Source organism: Burkholderia sp. AW33-5 (genome assembly GCF_053427615.1).
This window is the reverse complement of record NZ_JBSAXA010000101.1, coordinates 1-500: the sequence shown is the minus strand read 5'-3', so window position 1 is coordinate 500 and position 500 is coordinate 1. Positions and strand designations below refer to the sequence as shown.

Genomic DNA, 500 nt, shown 5'->3' with positions numbered 1-500 from the left:
GTTACAGGTTGAGTTCTCGCGTTGTGCCGTATTCCAATTGAGTCAAACATAAAGTTCGAATCATCTTGAGATACATCGATACAATCACAACCCGGATAGTTTCCACGTCCATCTCAAGACGCTTCCGCTATCCAAATTACTTACTTCTTCCAGATTGTTAAAGAACGACAGCCGATACGTACTCCGTACCGCTCTGACTGGCTCAATCGCCAATGACAAACACTCGAGCATCTTGAACGCTTGTCATTGAAGATTGGTGGAGGCAGACGGGATCGAACCGACGACCCCCTGCTTGCAAAGCAGGTGCTCTCCCAGCTGAGCTATGCCCCCATGAGTACAGATGCCTCAGGTGTGTTACCGCCAGACAATGGTGGGTCTGGTTGGATTCGAACCAACGACCCCCGCCTTATCAAGACGGTGCTCTAACCGACTGAGCTACAGACCCCTGAGTCTGTCTTTAAATTTACAGCCGATAAGCGTGAGCGCTCAATTTTGCGAGA

General features: G+C 49.6%; 2 tRNA genes. Both read right to left on the bottom strand.

Annotated elements, in window-relative coordinates:
- Positions 1 to 254 precede the first annotated feature (254 nt).
- Positions 255 to 330: transfer RNA gene (locus ACV22V_RS32540), tRNA-Ala, on the bottom strand.
- A gap of 38 nt (positions 331 to 368) precedes the next feature.
- A tRNA-Ile gene (locus tag ACV22V_RS32535) sits at positions 369 to 445 on the bottom strand.
- Between the last annotated feature and the right edge of the window lie 55 nt (positions 446 to 500).